The organism is Flavobacterium ponti (assembly GCF_042652765.1).
GTDB lineage: Bacteria > Bacteroidota > Bacteroidia > Flavobacteriales > Flavobacteriaceae > Flavobacterium > Flavobacterium ponti.
The window spans coordinates 562,875-589,246 of the sequence record NZ_JBHSGW010000001.1 but is presented as its reverse complement, the minus strand read 5'-3'; the positions used below and the strand labels follow the sequence as shown (position 1 = coordinate 589,246).

The following is a 26,372-nucleotide window of genomic DNA, read 5'->3' as shown; positions in this document are numbered from 1 at the left end:
TTACAAAAAAAATGAAAATATTAAGATTACTATTAGGTGACCAATTAAACAGCCAACATTCTTGGTTTAATGAAGTTGATGAAAATACCATTTATTTGATGGCAGAAATGCGTCAAGAAACCGATTATGTGAAACATCATATTCAGAAAGTAGTGGCCTTTTTTCTTTCCATGCGAAATTTTGCTGATGAATTACAATCAAAAGGTCATGAGGTAATCTATTACAGAATTTCTGATGAAGATAATTTGCAAGATTTAGAAAAAATAATTTCAAAATGTATTGAGAAACATCAAATTACAAATTTTGAATATCAATTGCCTGATGAATATCGATTAGATGAACAACTGAAACAAATAAGTTCTAACTTAAAAATTGAAACTAAAGTTTTTGATACGGAACATTTTTATACTTCCAGAACAGAACTTAACGAATTCTTTGAAGGCAAGAAATTATTATTAATGGAAAACTTCTACAGAATGATGCGAAAAAAGCATGAAATTTTAATGCAAGGTTCACAACCAGAAGGCAATCAGTGGAATTATGACAAAGACAATCGCTTGAAATACAAAGGTCAAGTTCCTATTCCAAATGCTATAGTTTTTAAACAAAATGTTGAAGAGCTTATCGCTGAAATTGAAAAAGCAAACGTCAAAACTTTTGGAAACATTGATGCTTCAAATTTTAATTGGCCCACATCAAGAAAAGAGTGTTTGGAGCAATTGGATTATTTCTGTAACAATTTATTGCAACATTTTGGAGATTTTGAAGATGCTTCTCACACCGATGAAAAGTTTTTATTTCATTCTAGATTATCCTTTACGATGAATAGTAAAATGCTTTCTCCAAGAGAAGTAAATGACAAAGTTGTAAATTATTATTATGAGAATCAAGATGATATTACCATTTCTCAAGTAGAAGGATTTGTGCGTCAAATTTTAGGCTGGAGAGAATATGTTCGAGGAATTTACTGGAAAGAAATGCCAAATTATTCTAAAATGAATGCTTTAGAAAACCATAACAAGTTACCTGATTTTTATTGGACAGGAAAAACCAAAATGAACTGCATGCAAAAAGCAATTTCACAAAGTTTGGAGGAAGCTTATGCCCATCATATCCAACGTTTAATGATTATTGGTAATTTTTCTTTACTCACACAAATGCATCCAGATGAAGTTGATGCTTGGTATTTAGGGGTTTATATTGATGCTATTGAATGGGTAGAATTACCAAATACAAGAGGTATGAGCCAATATGCTGATAGAGGAATTTTGGCCACAAAACCTTATGTTTCTTCAGGAAATTACATTCAAAAAATGAGCAATTATTGTGATAAATGTCATTATAAAGTAAAAGATAAATTTGGAGAAAAAGCTTGCCCATTCAACTCTCTATATTGGAACTTTTTAGATGAAAAAAAACAATATTTTGCGAACAACCAAAGGATGGGCATGATGTTGAATTTGTTAAATAAAATGAATCCTGAAGAATTAGCCAAAATAAAGGAAAAAGCCAATCACATTATTGAGAACATAGAAGAATATTAAATTTTTTCTTTCCTATTTGGAATTTCAACTTTAATGTGTCCCCAATTTTCACCTGTTTTTATTCTATATAATTGCATTTCAGAAATTCCAAATTCTTTAGCAATTAAACGCAATCTGGTTTTTCTGTTTGGATCTAAAATTTTTCTTTTTAATCGAATAACATCTGTAGAAGATAATTTTGCTCCATCTCGTTTTAAATTATAGGCTTGTAATTTTTTAAAAGCAGCTTTCACTGCTGGACTCTTGGTTGCATGAGCTCTCATCTCTTCATAAGTTGCCCATTTCAAATTATTAATATTATTGTTTAATTTATCATAATCCAAATGCAATACATATTCTTGATTTTCTGCATCTTTTGGAATAAATAATTCAGCAATTATTTTATGTAATCCGTAATGATAATTTGTGATTTTATTGTCCTTTTGACGTTTCAATCTCAAGTAAGCAAAACCTTCAACTCGAGAACCTTTTATAATTCTACCTTGATTAATATCTGTTGTAAAACTTTTTAATCTTCCATGATTTGAAACTGCATATCTAACTTTTCCTCTTACTTCAATTTCAAATTCTTTCCATTCTTCTTGTATCCTTTTGAAATTTTCCATAACCATTTATTTTTGAAATGTAATTTTTTCTCCTACATCCATTTTTTGTGATTTTGCCAAAACACCACACATATGAAATAGCATTCTTGCTCCAACATTTCCATCCCAATCATCATCTCCTGGAGCTACTTCAACTAAATCAAAACCAATGATTTCTTTATTAGACTCTGCTAAACGACTTAATAGATACGTTGCTTGTTCGTAAGACATTCCTCCAGGAACTGGAGTTCCAGTATTTGGAGCATACAAACGACTCATGCCATCAATATCAAATGAAATACACACTTTTTGTGGTAACGAATAAATCAAATGATCGCATAAATGTTGCCAAGTATTTCCTTCAAATAGTTGTTTTTTAATATCAGTATCTGTGTGAACCAAAACCCTACCTTGTTCATTTTTTACTACATCAACTTCTTGTTCGCAAAAATCACGAATTCCGACTTGAACAATTTTTGAAATTTGAGGAATCTGCAAAGCATTATACATAATTGAAGCATGAGAATAAGTAAATCCTTCATATGCAATACGCAAATCCATGTGAGCATCTAAATGTAAAATTCCAAAGTTATCATGTTTACTTGCTAATGCTTTATAATATCCTAAAGGAGTTGAGTGATCACCTCCAAGAAGTGCCACTTTTTTACCTTTATTTAACCAATGTAAAGTTTGTTTTTCAACAGCTTCCACCATATCAGCACAAGCATAATTGATTTTTTCTAAATCTTCATTTAAACTTGGATTTTCTGCAATTGTTTCTCCATTTTCTAATGCTTTTATGATTGGTTGCGCTAAATCTTTATATTTTTTGGAATTAAAAGCTAAATCTTTAGAAGCTTCGTCTAAATAGATTCCTAATTTCCATAATTCTGGAAATTCTTGATGTAGTAAATCAATTTGAAAAGATGCGTCTAAAACAGCTTCTGGTCCTTCACTTGCTCCAGCTCCATAACTCACCGTTACTTCCCAAGGCACAGGAATTACTATAATTTCTGATTGTTCTGCTGAAAAAGGTAATCCAAAAACGGTAGCATCAGCTAAACCTGGTTGGCTTGGGTCGAATGAGTTTATTATTTCTTGTTTTTCCATATTATATTTTTTCAAAAATTTAATGTGATAAAATATTTTAATGTAAAGATTGAATTCCTGTTTTAAGTACTTGCCCAAACTCATACATGTCTTCAAAACTTGTATATAATGGAACTGGTGCTAATCTTATTACATTTGGCTCTCTCCAATCTGTAATTACTCCATTTTTCATTAAGTAATCAAATAAACTTCTACCTTCTCCATGAAGAAAAACAGATAATTGACAGGCTCTTTCTTCTTGGTTTGCAGGTGTAATAATCTCAAAAGTACTATCCACTTCTTTGTCAATTTCGTGAAGAATATATTCTAAATAAGCAGTTATTAAATTACGTTTTTTAATTAGCTTTTGCATTCCAACTTCAGCAAACATATGTACTGATGCTAAATATGGAGCTAAAGATAAAATAGGTAAATTACTAATTTGCCAACCTTCTGCATTTCTAGCTGGGTCAAAATTAGGTTCCATTAAGAAACGTCTTTCTTTATTGTGTCCCCACCAACCAGCAAATCTTGGTAAATCTAAATCGTTGTGATGTGACTCGTGCACAAAATATCCTGAAGCATTTCCTGGTCCTGAATTCATGTATTTGTAACTACACCAAGCTGCAAAATCAACTTTCCATTCGTTCAGTTTTAACTCGATATTTCCTGCTGCATGTGCTAAATCCCAACCTACATAAGCTCCATATTTATGACCAGCTTCTGTGATTGTTTTGATATCAAAGACTTGACCTGTATAATAATTAACTCCACCAATTAATACTAAAGCTAACTCATCTCCTACTTCATCAATTTTGGCCAAAACATCTTCTAAACGAATGTTGTGTTCTCCTTCTCTCCTTTTGATTTCAACGATAGTATCCTCTGGATTTAAACCATGAAAATGAACTTGACTTTGAAACATATATTGATCAGATGGAAATGCTTTTTCTTCGCAAATGATTTTATATTTTTTTGGAGTTGGTTTGTAAAATGAAACCATCAACAAGTGAAGATTAACAGTTAAAGTATTCATTACACTAACTTCTGAAGGTTTTGCTCCAACTATTTCAGATAATGGTTGGCAAAAACGTTCTTGATAATCCCACCAAGGTTTATCTGCATAAAAATGTCCTTCAACAGCTAGATTAGCCCAGTCGTTCATTACTTCATCTACATAAGCTTTTGTTCTTTTAGGTTGTAACCCTAGAGAGTTTCCTGTAAAATAAATTACTTGTTTTCCGTTTACTTTTGGAAAAATAAATTCGTTTCTGTAGTGACTTAATTCGTCTTGTGCATCTAATTGTTGTGCAAATTCTCTTGTATTTTGAAAATCCATTCTTAATTGTTTGTTTGGTGTGTAAAAATAGCGAAAAGTTTAGAGGTGTAAAAATATAGCTGTTTAAAAGTTTGATTTTGTAAAAGACAATGGCTAACTAGCCCTGATGCAAGAATTGTTTGAGCTCTCCTTTTTAGGAAGCGAGTTCTTGCAGCAGGAAAAAGGCTAACTAGAATGCCCAAAACATTTGCTCATAAACAAAAAAATCTCACCATTGCTGATGAGATTTTATATTTTGAACTTTTATAATTGATTAGATAATCAACATAGCATCACCGTAAGAATAGAATTTATATTTTTCTTCTATGGCTTGTTTATATGCTTCTTTCATTAAATCGTGTCCACAGAATGCAGAAACCATCATTAACAAAGTTGATTTTGGAGTGTGAAAATTAGTAATCATGCAATTTGCAATTCCGAAATCATAAGGTGGATAAATGAATTTATTTGTCCAACCAGTGAATGGATTTAAAGTTTGTTGAGAAGAAACCGTACTTTCCATAGCTCGCATAGATGTTGTACCAACACAACAAATACGTTTTTTGTTAGCTTTAGCATTGTTCACTATATCACAAGCTTCTTGGGTAACGATTATTTCTTCAGAATCCATTTTGTGTTTTGATAAATCTTCCACTTCCACTGGATTGAATGTTCCTAAACCAACATGTAAGGTAACTTCTGCAAATTCAACACCTTTGATTTCTAATCTTTTTAATAAATGTTTAGAAAAGTGTAACCCAGCAGTTGGAGCAGCTACTGCACCTTCATTTTTTGCATAAATTGTTTGGTAACGATCTGCATCTTCTGGTGTTACTTCTCTGTTTATGTATTTTGGTATAGGAGTTTCTCCTAATTCTGTTAGTTTATTTCTGAATTCTTCGTATGAGCCATCGTACAAGAATCTTAGAGTTCTTCCGCGAGACGTTGTGTTATCAATTACCTCAGCCACTAATGAATCATCATCTCCAAAATATAGCTTATTTCCGATACGAATTTTACGAGCTGGATCTACTAAAACATCCCAAAGACGTTGTTCTGCATTTAATTCTCTCAATAAGAAAACCTCAATACGAGCTCCTGTTTTTTCTTTATTACCATATAAACGAGCTGGAAAAACTTTAGTGTTATTCAACACCATAACATCACCATCATCAAAATAATCGATTAGGTCTTTGAACATTTTATGTTCGATAGTTTTTTCTTTTCTATTGATAACCATTAAACGAGATTCGTCTCTGTTTTCTGCTGGAAATTCTGCTAATAGTTCTAATGGTAAATTAAAATTGAAATGTGATAATTTCATATGAGAAAGTTATAAGTTTTAAAGTTTTAAGTTTTGAGCCATTTGCTCTTACTTGTAAACGGTTGCAAATATACGATTGTGGAATAGGCCTTGTCAAGTGTTTTGCTGTTTATTTTTGAAAAGACAATAAAAATGGCAAGTCACAACCTTTTAAACTTCAGAAATTTGAAATCCAATGTTCTTTAAATCTTCCCAAAAAGAGGGAAATGATTTTGAAACAACCTCAGCTTCATTGATAATTATTGAAGTTTTTAAGGCTAAAGGAGCAAAAGCCATTGCCATTCTGTGGTCTTGGTAGGTTGCAATACTTATGTTGCTGTTTAGATTATTAGATTTCTCGATTGTTAGAGAATCATTGGTTACTGAAACGATTGCTCCTAACTTCGACAACTCTATTTTTAAAGCTTCTAATCTATCGGTTTCTTTTATTTTTAAGGTATGTAAACCTGTTAAATGACAACCTATTCCTAAACCAAAACAAGTTACTGCAATGGTTTGAGCAATGTCTGGTGAATTGTTTAATTGATAATTGACAATTGATAATTGACAATTATTTGTTTTGCGTAATAGAATTGAATTTTCTTGGAAAGTAGTTTCTACTCCAAAGTCTTTGTATATTTCTGTTAAAGCTGAGTCTCCTTGTAGGCTATTTTCTTTGTAGCTTGATAATTTAATTTCTGTTCCAATTCCTGATAATGCAACTATTGAATAGAAATAAGAAGCTGAAGACCAATCAGATTCAATTGTTAATTTAGATGCTGAAACAAGTTCAGCATGACAAACGGTGATTGTATTTTTTTTAAACGAAGTTTCTACTCCTATTTCGTTTAGTAAAGCTAAAGTCATTTTGATGTATGGAACAGATGTAATTTCTCCTTGGAGTGTTAATTCTAATCCATTATCTAATTTTGGTGCGATTAAAAGTAAAGCTGAAATATATTGACTGCTTACATTTGCAGCAAGTGTTACTCTGTTTTTAATTAGCTTTTTTCCTTTGATTCTTATTGGTGGGTAACCATCATTTTCTTCATAGGTAATTTCGGCTCCCAGTTGTTTTAAAGCTTCCACTAAAATTTGAATTGGACGTTCTTTCATTCGAGACGAACCCGTTAAAACAACCTCTTTATTTTCTTGAATGGCAAAAAAAGCAGTTAAAAAACGCATAGCAGTTCCAGCGTGATGAATGTCTATTTGGTTGATGGTTGATGATTGATGGTTGAAAGCTAAAGCCATTTGCATAGCATCAGAATCATCAGATTTTGAAATGTTTTCTAATTTAATATTGGGATACAAAGCTTGTAGCAATAATAATCTATTGGTTTCAGATTTTGAACCTGTAATCTTGATTGAAGATTGTGTCTTATCTATATTTGATTGTTGAAGTACTAAATTCATTTAATTGGAAACAAATTTTAATCCTACTAATGAAAGAATTAAAGTGGTTAAAAAAAATACTCTCCAAAACGTTGCTGGTTCTTTGAAAACAAAAATCCCGACTAAAACACTTCCAACAGCTCCAATTCCTGTCCAAACTGCATAGGCTGTTCCAATAGGCAATTCTTTGGTTACTTTTACTAACAAAGCCATACTTATGGTTAAGCAAATTAAAAAACCTGCATACCAATAATAAGATACATTTCCAGAAGTTTCTTTTGCTTTTCCTAAACAAGTTGCAAATCCTACTTCAAAGAGTCCAGCAATTATTAATAAAATCCAGTTCAATTTACTTAAGTTTCTGGTTATTTTGATGCCTATCGTGATCGCGATTTGTTTTCAAATCTAACTTTTTATCAAAAGCAGCTTGTAAATCAATTCCTGTTTGATTAGCCAAACATAATACTACAAAAACTACATCCGCTAATTCTTCACCTAAGTCTTTATTTTTATCGCTTTCTTTTTCAGATTGTTCTCCATATCTACGTGCGATAATTCTGGCTACTTCTCCTACCTCTTCAGTAAGTTGAGCCATGTTTGTTAATTCATTGAAATAACGAACTCCATGGTTTTTAATCCAATTATCGACTTTTAATTGAGAATTTTTTAGGTTCATTTTTAAATTCTTTTAAGTATAATTTTTTCAGCCTGTTTGTTTATCATTTGATTGTAAAATAACTTTAATGTAGCGTAGTCGTTACTGGGAATTGTTGTTTTAGCTATTTCTAAATTTGAATTTATTTGAATATTACCATTTGCATAACTAGCATCAAAAGAAAATTTAACTAAACCATCTTCCATTCCAAACGAAACTGGTTTTGGTAGAAATTCAACTTCATAACCTTCAGGTACTTTTAAAACAATATTGTAAGAGTCTTTGAATGGGTATGGAAAATTAACAGGATACTTTCTTTTATCTAATTTAAAAGGGTTTTCTTCAATTTGAAAAAACAATAATGGTGATATATACATTTTGCTACCAATTAAGTCAATTGCATTATTTTGTTTAAATGCATAAGTTTCAACCAATTCTTTTTCTAAAGTATTTTTATTCTTAATTGAATAATCTGAAATTTCTATTCCTTTAATTTTTTTTTCAAGACTCTCTAAATATGAATCTTCGCTTAACTTTCCATTTCTTTCTCTAAATACAAATGCGTTATAATCATTATAACTTTTTCTTATTTTTCCTGTTAAATTTCCTTGATCATTAATATCTGCCATTAATGTTGTTACTTCATTTGAAACTGCCTTTTTAGTTAAATCAATTTGTACTGAAAGTCCAGCACCTTCTTTTCTTATAAGACGTCCATACCAATTAATGGTTTTTAATGGCAAAACATCAATTGTGGAATTTTTATTTGTAGCGTCTAATAGTGTAAAATTATTATTGTCTTCAATAGCAGCAATTACATAATTGAAAGCCGTTCTATTGGGAAAAATAGCAATTCCATTTGATTGAGTACTCAACAAAACTGGGTTTGCTTCAAATCCTGCATACCTTAACATTGCAATTAACATTAGGTTTATATCAGCTACATTTCCAACATTTTCTTTGTATGCTTTTTTTACACCTTTATCTGTATAAATACTGTGCTTTTCATTCCAGTTCATTTTTTTCTGAACATGTGTGAAAATCTTATTTATTTTTTCCTTATCTGATTTACAATCTTTAATTAAATCATCAATATCTTCTTCGAAATATGACTTTAGTTTGAGTTCTCTTCCAAATTTATCATTATCAAAGATTGATTTTGTAACTCCTTCCCAATTTAAAGCAACATTTCTAACTTCTTCTCTAGGGTAGCTTATAGAAGCTAACTCATATTTTAAAATTGAGGTATAATCTTTAATGTTGTTAACATATTTTTCTTGCCTAATAGCAGGCATATTTTGTCTACTATAAATGTATTTTGAACTATAAAAATTATCTATTATTGGAATCTCTTCAATTTTTACTTCTTCATAACCAGTTATTACTGTACTATAACTAAAAGGGATAGGCATAAAAACAGTATATTCAACATTGTCAACAGGAATTGAATATTGAAAATTAAAATCGTTAATATTTGTTAGGTATGGTGAAGTTATTTTATATGAAAACTCTATTATTGATCCTTCTTTTACTGCAGGAAGTGTTATTTTTTTTATTCTCCAATTTTCATTTACCTCTTCATCAAATTTCCCTTCAGAGCCCAATTTAGTTTTAACTATTTTATCTCCTTCTAAATTAAAAGTATTAGTATCGTAAAAAAAAACACTTTCATTTGTTGTTCCACCTACAAAATAACCTACTTCATGATTTGCAAATTCCAAACCTTCTTTTTTATATATCTTGATTTTCATTTCAATTAAAGTAGTAACAGACCACTCTCCCATTCTATCAACTGCAAATGTTGTTTCTCCTCTTTTAAAAAGCACTGCTGCTGAAGCTGATGAATCTATAGGATGTGTTTTTTCCAAAAGCTCCTCTTTAGTCACGTTTCCTAATTTTAATTTTTGCGCATAATTATATTGATACGTTAAAAAAAGTAAGAATACTAAAATTATTTTTTTCATAAATAAAATTTTAATTTGTTTTTAAAACCATTTTAATGTTTTCGTTTTTTGCAATTTGTTCTCTAAAAAGTCTGTAATTCTCATACTTTTCTTTAGAATAATAACCTTCGTTAATAACTACAATTCTTTTATATGATATTTCATTTTTCATATTAGTCAAGAATGTACAATCATATTTTCCAAACTCAGTATCAATTTTAATATTTACTGGTAACTCTTCTAAGCTATAATTGTCTGGAAATTTAATTGTGATTATATCTTCAAACGAATATCCTCTTTCTATTTCAAACGGTGTATTTCTGTTTTTGTATTTTTGAGGTATAAAATTGACTTGATTCACTAGGTTAATTGGCAGAATAATAATATTTCCACTTTTTTTAATAAAATCTTTTGCTTCAAAAGAAATAATTTCTTTTAACTCAATATCGTCTTTGTTGTTTTCTATAATTGTTTTATCAAATACTTTATTGTTAAAATTATTGAAGTAATCTTTATATATTTTTAATAACTCTTCTTTAGATTTGGTGTTTAAATTAAATTTAGAATCGTATAAAATACCTTTAGATAATATTTCTGTATTACATTTAACATCATTGTTTACTAATATATCTAATTTTGTATTAGAAACTTGTAAATTAGAGACTTGATTAAATTTTTTTGTTCTAACTATTTTAGATTTTTCATTTGCTACAATTAATACATTTCTATCATCAGTAAAATCTCCTTGAAAGCCAAAAGGATGGGTTTGACTAGTACATTCTAACCATATAATTTCATTTTCATTTGGTATTCCTAATATAACATGATTTCCTTGCATCGAAACAAAATCTTTATCTAAATCTCTTTTTTCATCACCACTATATACAATTGAATAATATGATGGGATATTGAATGCTTTTAAAAGTGATCTCGTATAGTTTGTAAGTGCTTTACAATCTCCATAGCCAAGTCTATCAACATCTTTTGCTTGCATAGGTTTCCAACCTCCAATCCCTAGCTGAATACTAACATATCGTGTTTTATTTTGCACATAATTATAAATAATTTTTGCTTTTTTGATTGGGTCTACCTCTGCTCCTATAAGTTGCTGAACTTTAGCAATTGATTCACTTGGAAGCTCTTCTGTATCCATTAACAAATTGTTATACATCCAATTGCCAAATGATTCCCAATCACTACTATTTCCTTTCACTCCTTCTAATTTAAACTCTCCAAGTCCTAATAATACATGAGGTAAAAATTTTTGAAATGATGGTGACAACTGCTCTTTTCTTATTGCCTTGACATTATCAATCGAATAATGAATAGTATTGTCTTGTTTTTTCTTTATAATGTTTTTGTTAAAGTTTATTTCTTTGTATTTTAAATTCACATCATTAGAAAATTCAATATTAAGCTGGGACTTTTGAATACTCAAAAAATAATCTTCTATAGGAAACCACCTTGGAATAAATGCTGTGTTTGAAGTAGAAATTTCACTTTCATAAACTAGCGTAAAAGGATATTGTGTAGGAGTATAATCTAAATAAACAACCCTATTATCAGTAATTACAGAGCCTTCACTAATTGAATTTTCTTTAAAATCTTTTCTTCTTATTTTTTTAATTTCTTGACCAAAAGCATTATAAACTTCTGCTTCTATATTCTTTATTGACGAAGAATTGTCATAATATTCATTTGCATCTAAGTGTTTTAATCCATATTCATTTAAAATAGTTATAACTCTTCTCTTTTTGATTGTCATTTTATCATAGGATGGAATTTTTATATCTATTATATTTTCCCTAATTATAGCATTTGCATTTTCTTTCAAACTATCTGGATAAACAGCAAAATAAGTTTCTTTTTGAGAGAAAGATTTGTTAAAAAGAAGTATTGTAAGAAAAATAAAAAATTGACTTTTTTTCATTTGAATAGATTATTTTCAAATATAAAAAAAAGTTAATATAATAAAAGCTATTCTTTATTTTTTGTATCAATAATTATAGTAACTGGTCCATCATTTATTAGAGAAACTTTCATATCTGTTCCAAATTGTCCTGTTTGCACTTTTTTACCAATTTCTTTTTCTATTTGCATAACGAAATTTTCATATAATGGAATGGCAATTTCTGGTTTTGCTGCTTTTATGTATGAAGGACGATTGCCTTTTTTTGTGGCTGCATGAAGCGTAAATTGACTAACTACAATAATTTCACCATCAATATCTTTTACTGATAAATTCATCACATCCTTTTCATCAGCGAAAATTCGAAGATTGGCTATTTTTGAGGTCAACCAATTGATGTCTTCTTGGTTGTCAGCTTCTTCAATTCCGATTAAAATTAGTAAACCTTGATTTATTTGGGCAACAATTTTATTTTCTATAGTAACTGACGCTTGAGATACTCTTTGAATTACTGCTTTCATTATCGATTGTTCATTTTTAAATTCTGAATTAAGTTCAGAATAACAGAAATTGGTATGCTAACTCTTCCTCGTTTCATCACTTGCAGCTCTTTCTTCTCCATAGATGTCATTTCTGTAATTGTCTTCATCACCTTCTAACAATTGTAAATAGGTTTTGTATCTTGACCAAGCTATTTCGTCATTTTCCAAAGCATCTTTAATAGCACATTGTGGTTCTTCTTTGTGCAAACAATTATTGAATTTACAGTTTTCTTTCAAGGCAAAAAACTCTGGAAAATAGTCTCCAATTTCTTGTTTTTCCATATCAACAATTCCGAAACCACGAATTCCTGGTGTATCTATAATTCTGGCATCAAAAGATAAATCAAACATTTCTGCAAAGGTAGTAGTATGCAAACCTTGTTGATGTTGGTCGGAAATTTGTTTGGTTTTTAAATTTAAAGTTGGTTCTAAAGCATTTACTAAAGTTGATTTCCCTACTCCAGAATGTCCAGAAAACATAGAAACTTTTCCAATCATCATTTCTTTTAACTGGTCTAATCCTTTATTTTCTGTTGCTGAAACTCTTAGACATTTGTAACCAATTTGTTCATAGGTATATTGCAAAAACAATTGTTCATCTAAAGTGTTTTCTTTATAAGTGTCAATTTTATTGAAAACTACAACCGCTTCAATTCCGTAAGCTTCTGCAGTTACTAAAAATCTATCGATGAAACTAGTTGTAGTAACAGGATTATTAATTGTAACTAATAAGAAAACAACATCAATATTGGCTGCAATTATATGAGTTTGTTTAGAAAGATTTACTGATTTTCTAACAATATAATTTTTTCTTTCATGAATGTTGTGAATTGTACCAATATTTGCTTCATCAACATTATCCACATCAAAATCTACGACATCTCCAACTGCAATTGGATTGGTGCTTTTAATTCCTTGCATTCGGAATTTACCTTTGATACGACATTCAAAAAACTTATTTTCATTTGTTTTTACGGTGTACCAACTTCCTGTAGATTTATAAACGGTTCCTGTCATTCTTAAGTTAGAAGTTAGAAGTTAGAAGTTAGAAGTGACTAACCAACAACTTATGAATTACAAAGATAGTATTTCTTGTTCTATTTAATAAAAAAAGACCATCAAATGACAGTCTTTTTCATTTTTTGGTAATTAATATTTTAGTATTTATACCCAATTCCTTTTTTAATATTTTGAGAACCACCTAAACCGTTAGAAGATGCTCCAACAGTAGATTTATCAGCAGTCATTAAAATAAAAGGACAACCTTCTTTAGCTGCTGCCATTTTTAATTTCTTTTCTGCTTTTTTATCTCCTGTATTTCCTGTGTGATAATTAATTAAACCTGTTTTCCCTCTAACTTCTTCTCCTTTTTTCAATCCAGCAATGTAAGCTTTCTCCTCAAGTATTACTACTTTTTCCCAATCATCTTCACCATTGACTATAATTTTCTCAGTAACTTCTTCTACTCTTCCGCTTTTTCCGTAAACAATTTTTTCAATTGCATATTTACCGATAGTGTTTTCTGCTTCTTCTCCATCATAAACAAAAACGATAGTATATTCTTCTACTCTTAAAACTTTACCCTCAACAGTTTCTCCACTGTGTTTGTAAATTTTATCAACTTGAGCACTCATAACTGCAGACATTAACAGAACTGCTAAAAATAAAATTTTCTTCATAATATTATTGTTAAATTAAAGGTGCGATATTACAAAATTTTCTTAATATTTTTAACAAATAATTAATTATTTACAATCTTTTCTTGGTGATTGATACTTTCTTGGTGAATGGCTTTGAATAATTGCATTACAAATTCATTACTTAACCCTTTTTCTTCTCCTTCTAGAATCATTTTTCCTAATATTTCGTTCCAACGTTTGTTTTGAAGAATGGCAACGTTTTTCTCTTTTTTTAGTAAACCAATTTTATCAGCAACTTTCATTCTATTTCCAAGAATTTCTAATAATTTTCCGTCAAATTCATCAATTTGAGAACGCAAACCGTTCATTTTACTATTGTATTCACCTGTTTCATCCGATTCTTTTCTAACCCTTAAATCTTTGAAAATTTGTTTTAAAGTCGTTGGTGTTACTTGTTGTGCAGCATCACTCCATGCATTATCTGGGTCAATGTGTGTTTCAATGATTAATCCGTCAAAATTCATATCTAAAGCTTGTTGGGAAACTTCTTGAATCATGTCTCTTTTCCCTGTGATGTGCGATGGATCACAAATTAAAGGCAAATCTGGGAAACGACTTTGTAAATCAATTGGAATTTGCCATTCAGGAATATTTCTGTATTTCGTTTTTTCATACGTTGAAAATCCTCTGTGAATTACTCCAAGTTTTTTGATATTTGCTTTATACAATCTTTCCACACCACCAATCCATAATGCTAAATCTGGGTTTACTGGATTTTTCACTAAAACGATTTTATCGGTTCCTTCTAAAGCATCAGCAATTTCTTGAACGGCAAATGGATTAACTGTTGTTCTTGCTCCTATCCACAAAACATCTATATCATGTTCTAAAGCTAATTTCACATGAGCTGCATTGGCTACTTCTGTTGCCATTAACAAACCAGTTTCTGCTTTTGCTTTTTGCAACCATTTTAAACCAATTTCACCAACACCTTCAAATCCACCAGGACGAGTTCTTGGTTTCCAAATTCCAGCTCTATAAATGCTTACATCTGAATCTTTTAATTCATGTGCGATTTTTAAAACTTGTTCTTCTGTTTCTGCACTACATGGTCCAGCAATTACTAATGGATGATCTAATTTGAAATCATCTAACCATGCTCTCAATTCTTTTTTGTTTTCCATTTTTTTTAAGATTTTGGGTTATTGGCTATTGGTGATAGGCAAAGTAACGACTACCTATTACCAATAACCCATTACCTATTTTAATATTTCTTTAATTCTATTTGTACTCTCCATTTCATTGAAAACCTCGTCATAATTGTCATTTTGAAGTAAATCTTTGAAGTGGGTTAAATTTAAAATATATTCTTCTAAAGTTTCTATTATATTGATTTTATTCTGCTTGAAAATTGGAGTCCACATTGCTGGTGAACTTTTGGCTAAACGCACTGTGCTTTCAAATCCGCTTCCTGCCATATCGAATATATCTCTTTCGTTTTTTTCTTTTTCAATTACTGTTTTTCCTAACATAAATGAACTTATGTGGGATAAATGAGAAACATAAGCAATGTGTTTGTCGTGTGATTTTGGATCCATATATCGAATTCGCATTCCTAATTTTTGAAACAAATTTAAAGCCATTTCTTGTTGCTTATAAGCTGTTTTTTCTATTTCACAAATGATATTTGTTTTTTCTCGAAACAACTCATTCATTGCTGCTTTTGGTCCAGAAAATTCTGTTCCTGCTATGGGGTGAGTTGCTAAAAAATTTCTTCTTCTTTCGTGATTAGCTACAACTTCACAAATTGGAAACTTTGTTGAACCCACATCAATTACAAGAGCATCATCATTAATCGCATTCAAAACTTCTGGCAAAATTACTAAAGCAACATCAACTGGCACAGCAACTATTACTAAATCTGCGTTAATTAATTCCTCATATGTAGCTTTTTGGTCAATAATTCCCAATTTTATGGCTTCCTCTAAATTATTTTCGTTGGTATCAATTCCAAAAAAAATAGCTTCTCTGAAATGCGATTTCAAATCCAAAGCTATTGAACCACCAATTAAACCTATTCCTATTATATATACTTTCATTTTTTTAAAGGTTGTAGGTTGTAGGTTATGGGTTGTAGGTTAGAAAAACTTACAACTAACAACCTACAACTATTAACAAATTCTTTTAATTGCTTCTTTTATTTTTTCTTCTTTGACACATAATGAAAAACGAATATAACCTTTTCCGTTTCTTCCAAAAATGGTTCCTGGTGTGATGAAAATGTATTTCTCAATTAATACTTTATCTATGAATTCCTCAGAAGATTCTATATCACTTGGTAATTTTGCCCAAACGAACAATCCAACTGAATTTTTAGCAACTTCACATCCTAATTTTTTGGCTAATTGAATTACCAAATCTTTCCGTTTTTTATAAATTTCATTTTGAACTTCAAACCACGTTTTATCTAATTTTAAAGCTTCAATAGCTCCTTTTTGAATGCCGTAAAAGATTCCTGAGTCCATGTTGCTTTTAACTTTTAAAATGGCTTCAATGAAAGTTGGATTTCCTAAAACCATTCCAACTCTCCAACCTGACATATTATAAGTTTTACTTAACGAATTTAGTTCAATAGCAATATCTTTTGCTCCATCAACTTGAAGAATTGAGATTGGATTTTCGTTCAAAACAAAACTATATGGATTATCATTTATGATTAGAATCTTATGTTTTTTCCCAAATTCTACAAGTTTTTCAAATAATTTTAATGAACCATTAACTCCTGTTGGCATGTGTGGATAACTCACCCACATAATCTTTACTTTTGATAAATCTTGTTGTTCTAGTTTTTCGAAATCAGGTTGCCAATTCGTTTCATCGGTTAAATCATAATAAACAGCTTTGGCTTGAACTAATTCGGTAACAGCTGCATAGGTTGGATAGCCTGGATTTGGAATTAAAACTTCATCACCTTCATTTAAAAAAGCCATTGAAATGTGCATAATTCCTTCTTTGGAACCCATTAAGGGCAAAATTTCTGAATTAAAATCCAAATCAACTTTAAAATACGATTGATAAAAGTTGGCCATTTCTTTTCTCAGTTCTGGTAAACCTTGATAGCTTTGGTATTCATGTGCTTTTTCATCATGCATAGCTTTTTGAATGGCTTCAATCACTTTTGGTGAAGGCAACAAATCTGGACTTCCAATTCCCATATTGATGATTGGTTTTCCATCAACAATTAGTTGACGAACTTCTTTCAGTTTTTTGGAAAAGTAGTACTCTTGTACTGTATTTAGTCTGTTGGCAGTTGTTATCATTGGGTTAATGTTTTTTGGAACACAGATTTGAGAAATTAAAGAAATTTATATAATTGCTCTTTTGTTGTTGCAATTGACTTTTGTTATTGATTTTTGTTTTCGTATTCCCCTAAAACTTTAAAATGAGTCGTCATTATTTCTAAAATTTGTTTTCCTTTTTCATAATCTTTATAATCATCAAATGTGATATCCACAAAAAAAGCATATTGAAAAGGAGTTTCTATTTTGGGTAACGATTGGATTTTAGTCAAATTCAATTTGCAATCACTCATTACATTTAAAACTGTGGCTAAACTTCCTCTTTTGTGTTCTAACTCAAATTTTAATGAGGCTTTATTGACTTCATTTGTGCTCTTATTTTGATTTTTACTAATGATTACAAATCGTGTTTGGTTGTTATTTATAGTTTGTATTTCAGCGGCTAAAATCTCTAAATCATATAATTCTGCTGCTGTTTTGCTTGCTATTGCTCCAATTCCTTTCAATTGATTATCGTGAATTCTTTTGGCTGTTTCTGCTGTATCTTTATCTTCGACTAACTTTATGTGTGGATAATTTTTAAAGAATTCTTTGCATTGTAAAATTGCCATTGGATGAGAATGAACTTCCAAAATATCTTCAATTTTTTGACCTTTTATACTCATGAAATTATGATGCACAGAATGATAATATTCACCAATTATTTTCAAGTTATTCTTATCGATTAAAGCATAATTTGGAATTATTGAACCTACAATGGAATTCTCAATAGCCATAACAGCATGACTTGACTTGTTAGTCAAAATACTTTCCACCAAACTATCGAATGACATACATTCATCAATAGATTGAAATTCATCAAAATAGTCTAATGCTACTTGATAGTGAAACGATCCTTTTATGCCTTGAATGGCTATTTTCTTTTCCATATATACAAAAAAAAATCCCGATTTTCATCGGGATTTTCATATTGTGAGTTTAATTTATTAAAAAATTAGCATACGATATAACAATCCCTTTCTGTTCTCCAGAAGAAATAAGAAAAATTGTTATAATAAAATGTATTGCTCATCATTTGCTTTTTATTCAAAGGCTAAATTAAATAATTATTTTTATAAATAACCTTTTTTTACTAAAAATCTACTTTAACGTTTTCCTAATAAGTTGAAAAATTAATTTCTAATAAATTTGAATGTATTTGTATTACCATCAACTGAATTCAATCTAATTAAATAAACTCCACTTTGGATTGAGCTTAAATCTAATGTTAAAAAATTTCCTTCTGTATTAATTTTTTTGACAATTTTTCCATCTACAGAAATTAATTCAACTTTGTTAATATTTATTTGCTCACTTACATTAATTGAAAGTGTTTTTGTTGTTGTATCATAAAAATGATTAATATTCATTTCAATTAATGAAACATTAGAAGTACTCAAGAAATCTGTTGATTTTAGAATAGTGCCTTGACTTCCACACAATAAAGCTTCACCATTTTCAAAAACATCTACAGCATAAAGTGTTGGTGTAGTTGTAGCTGCAGTATTAACTGGTGTAAAACTTGCTCCATCATTTGAAGAATAATAAATGTTTTGGTCTGTTCCACTAGCGTACATTTTATTTCCTCTATAAATTAAACTGTATAGATTTTCATATCCAGTTGATAATATCTGTGTCCAAGTAGCTCCACCATCTGATGTTTTTAAAACTTCACCATCTTCACCACTAACTATTCCGTTATTTGCATCTTTAAAATCAATATTAAAATAGTAATATGTTGGAATTCCTGATTTTACAACTGTCCAAGTATTTCCTCCATCTGTTGATTTACTAATTTTTTGATTTGCTCCTGTTGAAAACATTGTAGTTGCTGTAGCGTAAGTAAGAGCTTGAGTCTGTAAATTAGTTGTAGTTGTTGCTGGCACCCAAGTATCACCTGAATCAGCTGTTCTAAAAGCAATAAGCTGTCCTCCATTAGTTAATGCAGTAACAAAACCATTATCTGCATCAAAAAAATCTAAACAAGAATAATAATAAATTCCTGTTTGAACGGTTATATTTGTCCACGTTACACCTCCATCGGTTGTTTTTAAGAAAGTATCTCCTTGACCAACTGCAAATCCTCTTGTAGTAGAAACAAATTTAATTTTCTTAAAACCAGGTGTTGAGCCAGTAGTTGGATAAATTGTTTGCCAAGTTTCACCAGCGTCAGTACTTTTAATAATTATACCGGCATTTCCAGTAGTATATTGAGAACCTGCTGCATAAGCTACCGTATTTTGACCAGGTGGAATTGTAACATCATACAAAATATAACTTGTTCCAGATGGTTTGGGTGTAAATGTTTGAGAAAAAACTGAACTTGTAGTTAAGCCAATAGTTAATAATAATACTTTAAAAAAGTAATTTTTAGTTTTCATAAAAAGGTTGTTTTTGGTTTGGTTAATTATTTACTATTGAGTATTTTATAAATTAATAAAAATCAATTGCTGTTAAAACTAATGTTTTTTTTAATCTAATTATTACATTTGCTATAAATATCACAATATGTCAATAGAAGTTAAAAATATAACCAAAAGTTATGGCTCTCAAAAAGCATTAGATAACGTTTCTTTTTCGGTTAAAAATGGAGAAATAGTAGGTTTTTTAGGGCCAAATGGTGCTGGAAAATCGACATTAATGAAGATTTTAACGACTTACATTACTTCTGATGAAGGAAGTGCTTCTGTAAACGGAAATGATGTTGAAACACATCAGAAACAAGTTCAAAAATCTGTTGGCTATTTACCAGAACATAATCCGTTGTATTTGGATTTGTATGTTCGTGAATATTTGGGTTTTAATGCTGATGTTTATAAAGTTGATAAATCTAGAATTGAAGAAGTGATTCAATTGACTGGTTTAACTCCAGAAGCTAATAAAAAAATTGGACAATTATCTAAAGGTTATAGACAGCGTGTTGGTTTAGCGACTGCTTTACTACACAATCCTGAAGTTTTGATTTTAGATGAGCCAACAACTGGTTTAGATCCGAATCAATTGGTAGAAATTCGAGATTTGATTAAAAATATTGGAAAGGACAAAACGGTTTTTCTTTCAACACACATTATGCAAGAAGTTGAAGCCATTTGTGATAGAGTAATCATCATCAACAATGGAAAAATTGTTACTGATAAAAAACTAAATACTTTAGTAAAAGAACAACAAGAACAAACTATTGAAGTGGAATTTGACAAAGTGGTTGATGCAACTATATTAAATACAATTCCGAATATAAAAACTACTAAAAACTCGCATGACTTTATTTGGGAATTGACTTTTGAAACCGAAAGTGATATGAGGCCAATCGTTTTTGATTTCGCTCATGATAATGGTTTGAAAATTTTACAATTGAACTTGAAGAATAAAAATTTAGAACAGATTTTTAGAGAGCAGACGAAGAAGTAATTGATAATTATTGGTTTTCAATTTAGTTTTTTGTTTCAGTTTATCTAATCAAAAATCAATTGTCCTTGATATAAGACTTGAACATCAACAATTGGCGGATTATTTTTTAGAATTACATTTCCTGTACTGTAGATTGTTCCTGAAATTTTTTGTTGTGGATTTACTATAATATCATTGGAACTTCTTTGAAAAATGTAAACATTTTGTGCAATCAGATTTGCTCCTTCAAAACGTTCGTCTCCATTGTAAAAATTCACAGACAAATCAGTAACGTTTCCTGAAATGTTGTAAAAACTAGCTCTATTATCTTCTACAATTAAATTATTACAATTCACTTTTAAATGAAATTCTCCTGAAGCAGTCTCTTCAAATAAACCTGATTGCAAATGAAAATTCGTGAAATTCAACACATTTTCAGAATACACATTATGTTGAGAAGAGGAATAAACAGTATCTAAATCATCAACTGAAATATAAATTTTTACTGGTTCATAACTTTGAAATGTTTTTGAAGCATTAAGTGCATCAATAAATAGTTGATTATCAATTACTGAAAAAGTCACTTTATCTATGATGTTTTCTCCAGCTGTAATTTCAACTTTAGTCTCTATTTCATCTGTTATGTGTAATTCAATGCCTTCAGAAATATTAATTTTATCAAAAAATCCAACTGAAATTTCTTTTGAAATTATTGCACCTGATGATTCCAGCAACTGATTTTCATCGCAACTAAATAACAAGAAAAGGCTAAATAAAACGATTACTTTCTTCATAACTTTACTCCTATTCCAAATTCTATTGCTTCTGCTTTTGCTCCATGAGTTTTTAGAGAAACGCTATTAAAAATTGTTTTATTCCATTGATATTTTGCTCCTAATCGTTGATACATAGGCCCTAAAAAATCAAAAGGTTCATAAACATAATAACCTACTTGTGCTTCCAACGACATTTTATTAATGGCTAATTCGTAACCAGCAAAAAGTCCAACTCGCTTGAAATCTGTATCTTCTTTTATATTTTCATTGGGATAAGCTACTGACTTATATTTGATGTATTCTTTCAAATAATACATGGCAAATAAATCAACCCCTAATTGCATTTTACTCTTTTTAGTGAATTGTTTATCAGCATAAAAACTCAACTCATAAAAAGGTTTTTGACCACTTCCAATGATGTCGCTTTCGTTGATTCCTGTTCGAAAAGCAATGTTATATCTTAATGGATAAGTCGTTTTTAAAGTGTCTTTTGAGAATTTATATTCACTTATTTTATCTTCAAAAACGTAATTCAATCCCAATTGAAAAGACAAAGTATTCGTACTGGTATTGGGTGATTTTATGTTAGCATTTGAATGATGGAAAAAAGACAAACCTGTTTGAAAACCAAAATTATCAACAATTTTTTCTTTTCGAAAATTCAATAAAAAATAAGTAGAAGGCATAATTTTAGTACTGTAAGCCAAATTTCTAAAATTCTCATTTTTATCGAATGGATTTGTATTGTAAGCTATTCCTTGTCCAATACGAAAAACTAAATTTCGATTTAAAAAATAGAAGTTATAATGACCATAAACTCCATACAAATCTCCTAAAACCTCATTTTTATTTGCTTGATGGTGCAATGAAAATCCGTAATCTGGAAAATTGAAATTGGATTCCCATTCATGTTCTCCAAACGTTTTTTTATTAAAACTCAACAAAACTCCTTCTGGATGTTTGGTAATTAAATGCTTAATAGTTTGGTTATGAGGCAAAATTTTTCCGTACAAATAATCAGCATCCACAGAAAATTGAGCATTTGCTGTTGTAAAAATGAGTAAGAAAAATAAAATTTGCTTCATATTGAGAGCAAATATAACAGAAAGTTTATCAAAAAACTTCTTTAGCAATCGCTTTTATATTTTCTGCTTTTCCCATTGAATAATAATGCAAACATGGAATTCCTGCTGCTATTAATTCTTTACTTTGTTGTAAACACCATTCTATTCCTACTTTTTTTACGGCTTCATTATCTTTAGCTTTTACAACTGCCATAATTAAATCATCTGGTAAATCTACCTTAAATCTATGTGGAATTAAATTCAATTGTTTTTTTGTGGCAATGGGTTTCAATCCTGGAATAATTGGAACTGTAATTCCAGATTTTCTACATTTTTCTACAAATTCGAAGAATTTTTGATTGTCAAAAAACATTTGGGTTACGATATAATCAGCTCCATTTTTAATTTTTTGTTTTAAAAAATGAATATCGCTATCCATACTTGGTGCTTCCATATGCTTTTCCGGATAACCTGCAACACCAATGCAAAAATCAGTACAAGAAGAATTCTGTAAATCTTCATCTAAGTAAATTCCGTTATTTAAATTTGAAATTTGTTTTACTAAATCTGATGCAAATTCATTGCCTTCTTTTTCAGGTTTGAAATAGGTTTCATTTTTCAAAGCATCACCACGAAGTGCTACAACATTATTGATTCCCAAAAAATCTAAATCAATCAATAAATTTTCGGTGTCCTCTTTTGTAAATCCTCCACACAAAATATGAGGAATCGCATCTACATCATATTTATTTTGAATTCCAGCACAAATTCCAACCGTTCCTGGTCGTTTTTTTACAATCTTCTTTTGCAACAAACCACTTGGCAATTCTTTGAATTCGTATTCTTCACGATGATACGTTACATCAATGAAAGGTGGATTGAACTCCATCAAAGGATCAATACTATCAAAAATAGATTGGATATTTTGCCCTTTTAAAGGTGGTAATATTTCGAAGGAAAATAAGGGTTTTCCTTTTGCGTTTTCTATATGTTGGGTTACTTTCATTATTTTGGTTGTTGGTTGTTAGTTGTTGGTTGTTGGTTGTCAGTGAAATTTTCCATTAACTAACAACTATAAACCATCAACTATTTTTAATCTGCTATATTTGGTGCGAGCCATTTTGTGGCAACTTCTGTTGAAATTCCTCTACGTTTGGCATAATCTATTACTTGATCTTCTTTAATTTTTCCTAATCCAAAATATTTACTTGCTGGATTGGCAAAATAATATCCTGAAACTGATGAAGCTGGCCACATGGCCATACTTTCCGTTAAGGTTACTCCGATTTCTTCTGCTACATTTAATAATTTCCAAATGGTTGGTTTTTCCAAATGGTCTGGACAAGCTGGATAACCTGGTGCTGGTCGAATTCCTTTGTATTCTTCTTTAATTAATTGAAAATTATTTAAGTTTTCATCGGAAGCATAACCCCAAATTTCTTTTCGAACTTTTAGATGTAAATATTCCGCAAAAGCTTCGGCTAATCTATCGGCTAATGCTTTTACCATAATGGAATTGTAATCGTCTAATTGCTCTTCATATTCTTTAGCTTTTTCGTCTACTCCAAAACCAGTTGTGACACAAAAACAACCTATATAATCTTGAATCCCTGAATCTTTTGGTGTAATAAAGTCTGCTAAAGCAATATTTGGTGCTCCAGCTGTTTTTTGAGATTGTTGACGTAGAGTTAAAAAAGTTGTTGGTTGTTGGTTGTTAGTTATTAGTTCAATATCGTCATCGTTGATTTGATTAGCTGGAAAAATTCCGAGAATTCCTTTGGCTGTAAACCACTTTTCTGCAACAATTTTATCTAACATGAATAAAGCATCATTGTACAAATTAGTTGCATCTGTTCCAACTACCTCATCGGTTAGAATTTTAGGAAACTTTCCAAACAATTGCCACGATTGAAAAAACGGTGTCCAATCGATATATGAAATTAATTCAGAAAGTTCAACATCAATAGTTTTTGTTCCAATGAAATTAGGTTTTGCAGGTTTAAAATTAGTCCAATCTAATTGCAATTTATTTTTTCGAGCTTGTTCAATGGAAAGATAATTTTTATCACGACTTCTATTTAAATAACCTTCTCGAAGATTGTCATATTCTTCACGAATGGCTTTTACGTAATTTTCTTTGGTTTCTTTTTGCAATAAGTTACTGGCAACTGTCACAGCTCTAGAAGCATCATTCACGTGAACTACTGTTTCTTTGTATTCAGGTGCAATTTTTACTGCTGTGTGAGCACGAGAAGTTGTTGCACCACCAATCATAATTGGAATCTTGATGTTTAATTTGTCCATTTCTTTGGCTAAATAAACCATTTCGTCTAATGATGGTGTGATTAATCCACTTAGTCCAATTATATCAACATTTTCACGAACTGCAGCTTCAATGATTTTTTCAGGTGGAACCATAACTCCTAAATCGATAATTTCGAAATTATTACAACCTAAAACTACAGCAACTATATTTTTTCCAATATCGTGTACGTCACCTTTTACGGTTGCCATTAAGACTTTTCCAGCACTTGATGAATTTCCAGTTTTTTCAGCTTCAATATAAGGTAAAAGATAAGCCACAGCCTTTTTCATAACACGAGCCGACTTTACTACTTGTGGCAAAAACATTTTTCCACTTCCAAATAAATCTCCAACGACATTCATTCCTGCCATTAAATTAACTTCTATAACTTCTATGGCTTTAGCTGAATTTGAACGTGCTTCTTCAACATCAATTTCTATGAATTCATCGATTCCTTTAACCAATGAATGTGTTAATCTTTCTTGGACAGAACCACTTCTCCATTCTGCAATAACTTTTTCATTTGATTTTGTTTCTCCAACATAACTTTCGGCTAAATCTAAAAGTCGTTCCGTTGCATCTTCTCTTCTATTTAATAAAACATCTTCAACGTGTTCTAATAAATTCTTATCAATTTCATCATAAATCTCTAACATTTCAGGATTTACGATTCCCATGGTCATACCGTTTTGAATGGCATGATAAAGAAAAGCCGAATGCATAGCTTCACGAACTTTGTCGTTTCCTCTGAAAGAAAATGAAACATTACTTACACCACCAGAAACATTAGCATAAGGTAAATTTTCGCGAATCCATTTTGTGGCTCTGAAAAAATCTAGTGCGTTTAATTTATGTTCGTGCATTCCAGTGGCAACTGGAAAAATATTGGGGTCGAAAATGATGTCTTGAGCAGGGAATCCCACTTTATCAACTAAAACATCATAACTTCTTTTACAAATTTCAATTCTTCTTTCGTAAGTATCCGCTTGACCAACTTCATCAAAAGCCATTACAATTACCGCTGCACCATATTTTTTTATCAACTTGGCATGATGAATAAAAACTTTTTCTCCTTCTTTTAGTGAAATTGAATTCACAACACCCTTTCCTTGAACTACTTTCAATCCAGCTTCTATGATTTCCCATTTGGAACTGTCAATCATCACTGGAACACGAGCAATGTCTGGTTCTGCTGCTATTAAATTTAGGAATTTTGTCATGGCATAAACTCCATCAAGCATTCCTTCATCCATATTGATATCGATGATTTGAGCTCCACCTTCTACTTGAGCACGAGCAATTTCCAAAGCTTCATCGTATTTTTCTTCTTTAATTAATCGAAGAAACTTACGTGAGCCTGTCACATTGGTTCGTTCACCTACATTAACAAAATTGGTTTCTGGAGTTATGATTAAAGGTTCTAATCCTGATAATAGAAGAAATTTATTGGCTTTATAACTCATCGCTTATTCTCTTGTAATGCTTATTGACTTCTTTGTAAAACAATTTAAAATCTGTTCTAAAATTTTGCCATTTATTTTGTAATCTTTTTTTGGTGTTTATTATTTTATTTTTCATTG

Annotated in this window: 23 protein-coding genes; 2 read left to right on the top strand and 21 right to left on the bottom strand. The window is 30.2% G+C overall.

The window, feature by feature from the left end; translation table 11 throughout:
* Positions 1-11: 11 nt before the first annotated feature.
* The gene (locus tag ACFO3U_RS02530) at positions 12-1,544 is read left to right on the top strand and encodes a cryptochrome/photolyase family protein (RefSeq protein WP_379738115.1); all 1,533 of its coding nucleotides are present in this window, start codon (positions 12-14) and stop codon (positions 1,542-1,544) included.
* Here the strand turns inward: ACFO3U_RS02530 and ACFO3U_RS02525 are convergent.
* From ACFO3U_RS02525 to ACFO3U_RS02445, 17 genes are all read right to left on the bottom strand, one after another.
* Positions 1,541-2,149, bottom strand: a complete 609-nt coding sequence (locus tag ACFO3U_RS02525) for an NUMOD4 domain-containing protein (protein WP_379738114.1) — start codon at positions 2,147-2,149, stop codon at positions 1,541-1,543. The genes ACFO3U_RS02530 and ACFO3U_RS02525 overlap by 4 nt on opposite strands.
* A gap of 6 nt (positions 2,150-2,155) precedes the next feature.
* Complete coding sequence (locus ACFO3U_RS02520) at positions 2,156-3,238, bottom strand: agmatinase family protein (RefSeq protein ID WP_379738112.1); 1,083 nt, start codon at positions 3,236-3,238, stop codon at positions 2,156-2,158.
* A gap of 37 nt (positions 3,239-3,275) precedes the next feature.
* On the bottom strand, positions 3,276-4,556 hold the full coding sequence (kynU, locus tag ACFO3U_RS02515) for a kynureninase (protein WP_379738110.1): 1,281 nt from the start codon (positions 4,554-4,556) through the stop codon (positions 3,276-3,278).
* A 253-nt stretch (positions 4,557-4,809) separates the two neighbouring features.
* Positions 4,810-5,859 carry a tRNA preQ1(34) S-adenosylmethionine ribosyltransferase-isomerase QueA gene (queA, locus tag ACFO3U_RS02510; protein ID WP_379738108.1) on the bottom strand — a complete coding sequence of 350 codons (1,050 nt, stop codon included), beginning with the start codon at positions 5,857-5,859 and terminating at the stop codon, positions 4,810-4,812.
* A gap of 150 nt (positions 5,860-6,009) precedes the next feature.
* On the bottom strand, positions 6,010-7,254 hold the full coding sequence (gene aroA / locus ACFO3U_RS02505) for a 3-phosphoshikimate 1-carboxyvinyltransferase (protein ID WP_379738106.1): 1,245 nt from the start codon (positions 7,252-7,254) through the stop codon (positions 6,010-6,012).
* Positions 7,255-7,581, bottom strand: coding sequence for a DMT family transporter (locus ACFO3U_RS02500; RefSeq protein ID WP_379738104.1), 327 nt, complete (start codon positions 7,579-7,581; stop codon positions 7,255-7,257).
* A gap of 1 nt (position 7,582) precedes the next feature.
* A complete protein-coding gene (locus ACFO3U_RS02495) occupies positions 7,583-7,909 on the bottom strand; it encodes a nucleotide pyrophosphohydrolase (protein WP_379738102.1) in 327 nt (108 codons plus the stop codon).
* A gap of 2 nt (positions 7,910-7,911) precedes the next feature.
* Entirely contained in the window at positions 7,912-9,852 is a 1,941-nt protein-coding gene (locus ACFO3U_RS02490) for a DUF3857 domain-containing protein (RefSeq protein ID WP_379738100.1), read from the bottom strand.
* A 10-nt stretch (positions 9,853-9,862) separates the two neighbouring features.
* Positions 9,863-11,761 (bottom strand): DUF3857 domain-containing protein, encoded by a 1,899-nt coding sequence (locus ACFO3U_RS02485; protein WP_379738098.1) that lies wholly within the window; start codon positions 11,759-11,761, stop codon positions 9,863-9,865.
* A 47-nt stretch (positions 11,762-11,808) separates the two neighbouring features.
* The gene (gene dtd / locus ACFO3U_RS02480; RefSeq protein ID WP_379738096.1) at positions 11,809-12,261 is read right to left on the bottom strand and encodes a D-aminoacyl-tRNA deacylase; all 453 of its coding nucleotides are present in this window, start codon (positions 12,259-12,261) and stop codon (positions 11,809-11,811) included.
* Between the two features lie 57 nt (positions 12,262-12,318).
* Positions 12,319-13,299: a ribosome small subunit-dependent GTPase A gene (gene rsgA, locus ACFO3U_RS02475; RefSeq protein ID WP_379738094.1), complete on the bottom strand. Its 981-nt coding sequence runs from the start codon at positions 13,297-13,299 to the stop codon at positions 12,319-12,321.
* 140 nt (positions 13,300-13,439) lie between these two features.
* Positions 13,440-13,961 carry a hypothetical protein gene (locus ACFO3U_RS02470; protein ID WP_379738092.1) on the bottom strand — a complete coding sequence of 174 codons (522 nt, stop codon included), beginning with the start codon at positions 13,959-13,961 and terminating at the stop codon, positions 13,440-13,442.
* Between the two features lie 62 nt (positions 13,962-14,023).
* Entirely contained in the window at positions 14,024-15,106 is a 1,083-nt protein-coding gene (locus ACFO3U_RS02465) for a chorismate mutase (RefSeq protein ID WP_379738090.1), read from the bottom strand.
* A gap of 75 nt (positions 15,107-15,181) precedes the next feature.
* Entirely contained in the window at positions 15,182-16,021 is an 840-nt protein-coding gene (locus ACFO3U_RS02460; RefSeq protein ID WP_379738088.1) for a prephenate dehydrogenase, read from the bottom strand.
* Positions 16,022-16,093: 72 nt separating this feature from the next.
* The gene (locus ACFO3U_RS02455) at positions 16,094-17,242 is read right to left on the bottom strand and encodes a pyridoxal phosphate-dependent aminotransferase (protein ID WP_379738086.1); all 1,149 of its coding nucleotides are present in this window, start codon (positions 17,240-17,242) and stop codon (positions 16,094-16,096) included.
* A gap of 83 nt (positions 17,243-17,325) precedes the next feature.
* Positions 17,326-18,150 (bottom strand): prephenate dehydratase, encoded by an 825-nt coding sequence (locus tag ACFO3U_RS02450; RefSeq protein ID WP_379738084.1) that lies wholly within the window; start codon positions 18,148-18,150, stop codon positions 17,326-17,328.
* Positions 18,151-18,393: 243 nt separating this feature from the next.
* On the bottom strand, positions 18,394-19,641 hold the full coding sequence (locus ACFO3U_RS02445) for a YCF48-related protein (protein ID WP_379738082.1): 1,248 nt from the start codon (positions 19,639-19,641) through the stop codon (positions 18,394-18,396).
* 127 nt (positions 19,642-19,768) lie between these two features.
* Between ACFO3U_RS02445 and gldA the strand changes: the two genes are divergently transcribed.
* Complete coding sequence (gene gldA, locus ACFO3U_RS02440) at positions 19,769-20,668, top strand: gliding motility-associated ABC transporter ATP-binding subunit GldA (RefSeq protein WP_379738080.1); 900 nt, start codon at positions 19,769-19,771, stop codon at positions 20,666-20,668.
* 44 nt (positions 20,669-20,712) lie between these two features.
* Here gldA and ACFO3U_RS02435 read toward each other — a convergent pair whose 3' ends face one another.
* The 4 genes from ACFO3U_RS02435 to metH all read right to left on the bottom strand — a co-directional run bounded on the left by ACFO3U_RS02435 (position 20,713) and on the right by metH (position 26,255).
* On the bottom strand, positions 20,713-21,441 hold the full coding sequence (locus ACFO3U_RS02435; RefSeq protein WP_379738078.1) for a head GIN domain-containing protein: 729 nt from the start codon (positions 21,439-21,441) through the stop codon (positions 20,713-20,715).
* Entirely contained in the window at positions 21,438-22,508 is a 1,071-nt protein-coding gene (locus ACFO3U_RS02430; RefSeq protein WP_379738076.1) for an acyloxyacyl hydrolase, read from the bottom strand. Before ACFO3U_RS02430 ends, ACFO3U_RS02435 begins: the two co-directional genes overlap by 4 nt.
* 28 nt (positions 22,509-22,536) lie before the next feature.
* Complete coding sequence (gene metF / locus ACFO3U_RS02425; protein ID WP_379738074.1) at positions 22,537-23,493, bottom strand: methylenetetrahydrofolate reductase [NAD(P)H]; 957 nt, start codon at positions 23,491-23,493, stop codon at positions 22,537-22,539.
* A gap of 86 nt (positions 23,494-23,579) precedes the next feature.
* Positions 23,580-26,255 (bottom strand): methionine synthase, encoded by a 2,676-nt coding sequence (gene metH, locus ACFO3U_RS02420; RefSeq protein ID WP_379738072.1) that lies wholly within the window; start codon positions 26,253-26,255, stop codon positions 23,580-23,582.
* Positions 26,256-26,372: the final 117 nt, after the last annotated feature.